Raw genomic sequence first — 6,075 nt, forward strand, 5'->3', positions numbered from 1 at the left:
TGTCAGGCACGGTGTTCAACACTCACCTGCGCATAGTCGAGAATGCCGGGAACCGGCGCAGAGGGCTTGCGAACCGTGATACGCAGCCAGACAATCTGCGGATAACGCGCGCGCAGGGCCTTGGCGATATCGTTCGCGAGAGCCTCGATCAGGTAACGGCGCTGGCCGACGACGATCTTTTCGATAACGGCGAAGGCGACGCCATAATCGACGGTATTTTCGATATCGTCGGTTTCGAGCGCATTACCCGCTTCAACCTCCATCTCGGCATCGACGAAAAAGCGCTGGCCCAGCACCTCCTCCTGCTCGAGAAGGCCATGACGGGCGAAAAAGGAACAGTTTTTCAGAATAATGGTGTAGCGGCTCATCGCATCGCCTCCATGGCGGGGTTATACCGGAATAGCCGGCCTCTTTTAAGGCATGCGGCACTCCGGCATCTATTGATCTATGCATCGGGCCTTGCCGACGCTTTGGCAAGAACCGCGTCGGCAATTGCCAGCGCATCGCGTGTTACGGCGACATTGTGCACGCGAAAAATCGCGGCACCCGCCAGCCTGAGGATCACTGTCGTCGCTGCTGTTCCGATATCGCGTTCGTGGGCCGCATCCCTGCCCGTCAGCGACCCGATGAACCGCTTGCGCGACGTCCCGGCCAGAACAGGCAGGTCAAACGCGGCAAGTTCGCCAAAGCGCGCCATCAGCTCGACATTTTCACGCTCGTCCTTGGCAAAACCGAAACCGGGATCGAGCACGATGGCGTCGCGGGCGATTCCCGCAGCTTCCGCCATCTCAAGCGAACGATTGAGGAATTCGAACTGATCCTCGATAACATCGGCGCGCTTCTGCCTGTCGCGCCCGGTATGCATGATGCAGACGCCCGCGCGCGCGGCGGCAACCACGCCCGCCATGTTCCCGTCCTTCTGCAGGCCGAAAACATCGTTGACGATATGGGCACCCGCCTCGATCGCCAGCCTTGCAGTGGATGCGCGGTAGGTGTCGACGGAAATCAGAACATCCGTCTCGCGACGGAGCCGTTCGATAACCGGCAGCACGCGATCCTGTTCCTCACCCTCGGTCACCTCGGCCGCGCCCGGGCGGGTGGATTCGCCGCCGATATCAATGATATCCGCCCCCTCCTCAACACAGGTCAGGGCATGGGAAAAAGCCGCATCAACGGCAAGATAACGGCCGCCATCCGAAAAGGAATCGGGCGTCGCATTGACGATGGCCATAATACGGCCACGTCCATCAAGTTTCAGGGAGCGACCATGGGCCGCTTGCCACACATTGCTGCCGGCTGTTATCACGTAACACGCGCCTTTCGGGAATAACGGAGTGTTATGCCAATTCTTATAAGTTCCGCTCCGCCTATGCAGCAAACGTTTTTCAAGTTCAACCGGAAGGCCGGGTTATGACCATATCTTCACGTGCTCTTTGCGCCGTTTTCGCTGGCGCATTAGCCCTTTCCATGCCCGGATCGGCCTTTTCCGAAACCATCGTCAGCAAGACCTATTCCTATTTTTCGATCAGCGGTAAAACCGCCGCTGACCTCGACAAGCAGCTTTCCAAGCATGGCCCGCTGACGCGCAACACCGGCGCACGCCATCCCGGAGCCACCGAGATCAAATTCGGCGGCGAACTCACCTATGTCGAGAAAAACGGCATGTGCAGCGTTGGAAGCACCAAGGTGTTGCTGAACACCCGTATTCTCCTGCCGCAATGGAAAAACCGCCGCCGCACCACGGCGGAACTGGCCTTCATCTGGGATACGTTGCTTGCAGATATCAAGCGCCACGAGGAACGGCACGCGGAAATCGCCCGCACCCATGCCCGCTCGCTCGAAAGGCAACTGACGGCGCTTCGTCCGCAAAAAGACTGTGAAACGCTACAGGCAATGGTCGGCAAGATAACCCAGACCGTCATGGACGAGCACGACAAGGATCAGTTGAGGTTCGATATCGTGGAATCGAAAAACTTCGACGCGCGCATGACCCGGCTTTTGAAGAACCGGATCGAACAGGGCCAGAACCGGCGCTGAGCCGCCTTTCCGCCCATACTCTCCTGGACGCGAAACGCAACGCTAACATGACGTTACGTCATGTTCGATATCACCCGTGACTTCTCGTCATGGTGCGGTCGACAAGACTCATTGTAGCTTGTTCACATGGTTTTTAACGGTGGTGATCCGCAGGGGTCCGGCGTTCAAAACCACCTCCGGTTCTCCCGGTGCGCACTTGAGGCTCGCAGGTGTTTCCTCCCTCGCTTGCATGCTGCGTACCCGCCTCGCCCCGCTCCCCGCTAACAGGTGAGCGGGGCTTTTTCTGTGGCGTATAATTCGGCTTGCCGTCAGCCCTGACGTTCGGGAACGTGAACGACTAGGCCGTCAAGCTCGTCCTTCATCTTGATCTGACAGGAAAGACGCGAGGTCGGGCGTACTTCGAAGGCGAAGTCCAGCATGTCCTCTTCCATCGGCTCGGGTCCGCCGACGCGCTCCGCCCATGCGTCATCCACATAGACATGACAGGTCGCACAGGCACAGGCGCCGCCGCATTCCGCATCGATGCCGGGTATGGAGTTGCGCACGGCATTCTCCATGACGGTGGAACCGTTGCTTACGTCGAGTTCATGGGGCGTGCCGTCAAAGGCAACAATGGTCAGTTTTGTCATGCCGGAGATCCAAAATGGTGTCTAAGAACTGTTCTAAACAAACACATAGAAAGGCCGGTTCGCCTTGGCAACCCGCTTCTCGCACGCGCCAAGCGCAACCGGCCCTGTAAAACAGACTGGATTCGCCTTAACGGCAGAGCTTGAGGATGAAATTTTCCGCTTCGACAATCGCTGCCGCAAGTCTGGCTACAGCAGCGCTATCGTTGCCCTTGTCCTCCACTGCCGCCGCCGCCGTGGAAACGGTGGAGGCACCAACCGCCTGCGCGGCCCCCTTCAGACGATGGGCAGTTGCCTTGACGGTCTTGTCGTCAGCGCCGGCCATTTCATGCAGGGCAGCACGGGCGTTACGGCTGAAGAGTTGCAGCACCTCGATTTCAAGTTCCTTGTCGCCCATCGTCTGGCGCGCGAGATGTTCGAAATCGATTGGTCTTGTCGCGGCGGCCGGCGCACCACCAAAATTATCCGGAGCTTCGAAAGCAATACTGACGGCTGCCATATCTGAAATTCCTTTGTCTCGCCGTTTCCTGTTTCGTGTCACATCTGTGTCGTATTTACGCATTGAAGCCGGTGCTATCAGCTTAAATTACGGCGTGACGCGGGCGAAAATCTTCTGCTATGGTTAATTTATGTTAAACTTATGCGAAACAAGGCGTTCAGCGTGAAACTCAGGTTTAAAAACTGTTAAAAAGCCGACACTTCGCTGCTGCGGCAAACCCGCATTAATTGTTTCGAACACCTAAATGTGTCACTACGGTACTGCCGTTCCGACGAGGCTTATGCTCAAGCTTTGTTATTCCGGCACAGTGATGTAATTTCGCCCGAAAGCTGGACCACCAGCAATTCGGGATTGGTAATGGCGGAATTGTTCTCTTTAACGGGATAATGTTCCGCTGGCATGATGGCGGCAGTCCATTTGCGGGTCGCAGATGGCCAAACGGCATGAAGCCGGGCGTATGTGTAACGAGGCGTAACCGCATGGCGAATAACAAGATCAGCGACTCTGTCGACGAGACTGCATTTCAGGCGTTGGAAGACGCCCTGCAGCTTGGTGCTTTCGAAGACAAGCCGGAATCGCGGAAGACGACAGCGCCAAAGCAGCCGGAGGCCAGATTGAAGGAAGCAAGCAGACAGACCCCTGCTCCCGAGGCCGCGCGCGCGCCTGCTGAACAGGCACCCAGATCCCCCAATCTGGAAGCTGCCAACGACGGCTCCAAGCGCAGCCCGGCCATGATCCTGAAATCGCTCGAAGGCGGCTCCATCGGCGGCGCGCTCAGAAACGCGACGATCATGTCGGTGATCTGGGCGCTCGGCGGCCTCGGCATCGCGCATCTTATCTACGGCAGTGCACTCTGGAACATCGGCTCGGTTGCCGATCTCGCCGCAATACCTGGGCTGATGGCGATCGTCGTCGGCATCGTCGTTCCGATCATGCTGTTCTTCGCCTTCGCGATCATGATGGCGCGTGCCCGCGATCTGCGCAACGCTGCCCGGTCGATGGCAGAAGTCGCCCTTCGTCTTGCCGAACCCGAAACTGTCGCCTCCGACCGGATCATGTCCGTCGGCCAGGCGGTTCGCCGAGAAGTCTCGGCCATGAACGATGGCATCGAGCGCACCATTGCCCGCGCGACGGAACTCGAAACGCTCGTCCATTCTGAAGTCAACGCGCTTGAGCGCAGTTATGCAGACAATGAACTGCGCGTGCGCAGCCTCGTGCAGGAACTGAGCGCCGAGCGTGACGCTATCGTTAACCATGCGGAGCGCATCCGCTCCTCCATTGTCGGCGCGCAGGAACAGATCAAGGAAGAGCTTTCCATCGTCGGCGAAGAGCTTTCGATGCGGCTTTCCACGACCGGTGAGGCCTTCGCCTCGATGATCGACACACGCTCGGCCGCGCTGCTCGAAAAATCGCGCGCCTCGACCGAGGCGATGGGCAGCCTGATTGCCGCCAAGACCGAAAACCTGCTTCAGGCACTCAATTCCTCGGGCGCAACGCTATCGAGCGAATTCGACATGCGTCTGCACAACCTCACCTCGACGCTGGACGAGCGCGGCGAAGTGCTGCTGGAACGCTTCGCGATCCACGCCTCGACGCTGGACAGCGGCGCGGAAAGCCTCAACAGCGCACTCGAGGAACGCACCCGCCAGCTCAACGAGACCCTTTCCACCCGCACGCTCGAACTCAACCGCAATATCGATCGCGGCCAGCAGATCATCGGCGGTTCGCTGGATAACGTGCTCGACAAGCTGTCCACGACGCTTGAAGAAAAAGGCCTGTCCTTCCGCCAGAGCCTGCAAAGCACGGCTGATGACGCGATCATGGATCTCGATCTTCGCTCCGGCCTCTATGAAGAACGCCTGCAGGCGACGGTCGGCCAGGTCAACTCCGCCTTCGACGAACATGTGGCGGATTTCGCCAGTGCCTTCGACCAGCGCGCCGGCAGCCTCGACAGCAAGCTGATGGAGAGCCTCGCCCGGATCAACGAAACCGTTGCCGGCGGCTCCGAAGCCCTCGACACCATGCTGACCAGCGGACTTGAGCGCATCGGCAACACCATGACCGATCAGTCGCTTGCACTTGCAACCGCACTGGGCACCGGCCAGGAAATGCTCGAAAGCGCGCTTGAGACCCGTACCCGCGCGTTCAGCGACGCAATCGGCCAGCGCACCGCTGAAATCACCGATGCCTTCGCCAATTCGCACGAGAAGATCGACGGCGTGCTGGCGGAGCGCAGCAATGCCCTGTTTGGCGCGCTTTCGGCAAGCCAGGACCGTTTCGACGAGGCGCTTGCCAGCCGTTCGCTGGCCATTACCGGCTCGGTCTCCGGCACGGCGGAACGTCTAGCCGCGATGCTTGAAGAGCGTGCAGCCGCAATCAACAGCGTCGTTGCCGATGTCGAGCGCCGTCTTTCGGAAACGCTCGAAACCCGCGCCGCCGCCATCACCGGCGCCGTTTCCGGTATCGAGGACCGCATTTCCGATACGCTGGAAAGCCGCACGGCTGCCCTGCACGACGTCGTATCCGGTGCGGAAAACCGTATTGCCGAGACGCTGGATGGCCGCACGGCCGCTCTTTCCAGCGCCATTTCCGGCGTCGAGGAACGCATCGCCGACACGATGGACAGCCGCACTCTGTCGCTCGACATGACCTTCGCCAACGTCGAGGAAAGGCTGTCGGAAACGCTCGACAACCGTACCTCCGCTCTGTCCGGCATTGTGGCAAGTGCCGAAGAGAGGATTGCGGGCGCACTCGACAGCCGCACGTCCACCTTCGGCGACGTGGTTGCCGGTGCCGAGAGCCGTATCGCGGAAACGCTTGATGGTCGCACGGCAGCACTCAACGCCGTCGTTTCGGGGGCTGAAGAACGCATTGCGGATGCACTCGACAGCCGCACCATGGCACTCGACATGG

At 59.4% G+C, this 6,075-nt stretch carries 5 protein-coding genes and 1 pseudogene; 2 read left to right on the plus strand and 4 right to left on the minus strand.

Features of this window, described 5'->3' with window-relative positions; translation table 11 throughout:
- Positions 1-2: 2 nt before the first annotated feature.
- A complete protein-coding gene (gene folB, locus AC5SEO_RS13355) occupies positions 3-368 on the minus strand; it encodes a dihydroneopterin aldolase (protein WP_013636000.1) in 366 nt (121 codons plus the stop codon).
- Positions 369-445: 77 nt separating this feature from the next.
- Positions 446-1,231 carry a dihydropteroate synthase gene (gene folP, locus AC5SEO_RS13360; protein ID WP_081308532.1) on the minus strand — a complete coding sequence of 262 codons (786 nt, stop codon included), beginning with the start codon at positions 1,229-1,231 and terminating at the stop codon, positions 446-448.
- 179 nt (positions 1,232-1,410) lie between these two features.
- On the opposite strand from folP, the gene AC5SEO_RS13365 reads away from it, so the two are divergent.
- Entirely contained in the window at positions 1,411-2,037 is a 627-nt protein-coding gene (locus AC5SEO_RS13365; protein WP_003512784.1) for a DUF922 domain-containing Zn-dependent protease, read from the plus strand.
- 308 nt (positions 2,038-2,345) lie between these two features.
- On the opposite strand, the gene AC5SEO_RS13370 is transcribed toward AC5SEO_RS13365, so the two are convergent.
- Together AC5SEO_RS13370 and AC5SEO_RS13375 are read right to left on the minus strand one after the other, a co-directional pair.
- Positions 2,346-2,666, minus strand: coding sequence for a 2Fe-2S iron-sulfur cluster-binding protein (locus tag AC5SEO_RS13370; RefSeq protein ID WP_003512782.1), 321 nt, complete (start codon positions 2,664-2,666; stop codon positions 2,346-2,348).
- A gap of 127 nt (positions 2,667-2,793) precedes the next feature.
- Positions 2,794-3,162, minus strand: coding sequence for an Hpt domain-containing protein (locus AC5SEO_RS13375; RefSeq protein WP_003512780.1), 369 nt, complete (start codon positions 3,160-3,162; stop codon positions 2,794-2,796).
- A gap of 479 nt (positions 3,163-3,641) precedes the next feature.
- Here AC5SEO_RS13375 and AC5SEO_RS13380 point away from each other — a divergent pair.
- Positions 3,642-6,075 (plus strand): annotated as a pseudogene (locus AC5SEO_RS13380) (apolipoprotein A-IV repeat region-like domain-containing protein); the annotation flags it as partial.

Source organism: Agrobacterium sp. K11 (assembly GCF_059429395.1).

Excerpts from the sequence above, each read along its gene's own strand:
- folB (WP_013636000.1), bottom strand. The coding sequence starts at position 368 with ATGAGCCGCTACACCATTATTCTGAAAAACTGTTCCTTTTTCGCCCGT.
- folP (WP_081308532.1), bottom strand. The coding sequence starts at position 1,231 with ATGGCCATCGTCAATGCGACGCCCGATTCCTTTTCGGATGGCGGCCGT.
- AC5SEO_RS13365 (WP_003512784.1), top strand. The coding sequence starts at position 1,411 with ATGACCATATCTTCACGTGCTCTTTGCGCCGTTTTCGCTGGCGCATTA.
- AC5SEO_RS13370 (WP_003512782.1), bottom strand. The coding sequence starts at position 2,666 with ATGACAAAACTGACCATTGTTGCCTTTGACGGCACGCCCCATGAACTC.
- AC5SEO_RS13375 (WP_003512780.1), bottom strand. The coding sequence starts at position 3,162 with ATGGCAGCCGTCAGTATTGCTTTCGAAGCTCCGGATAATTTTGGTGGT.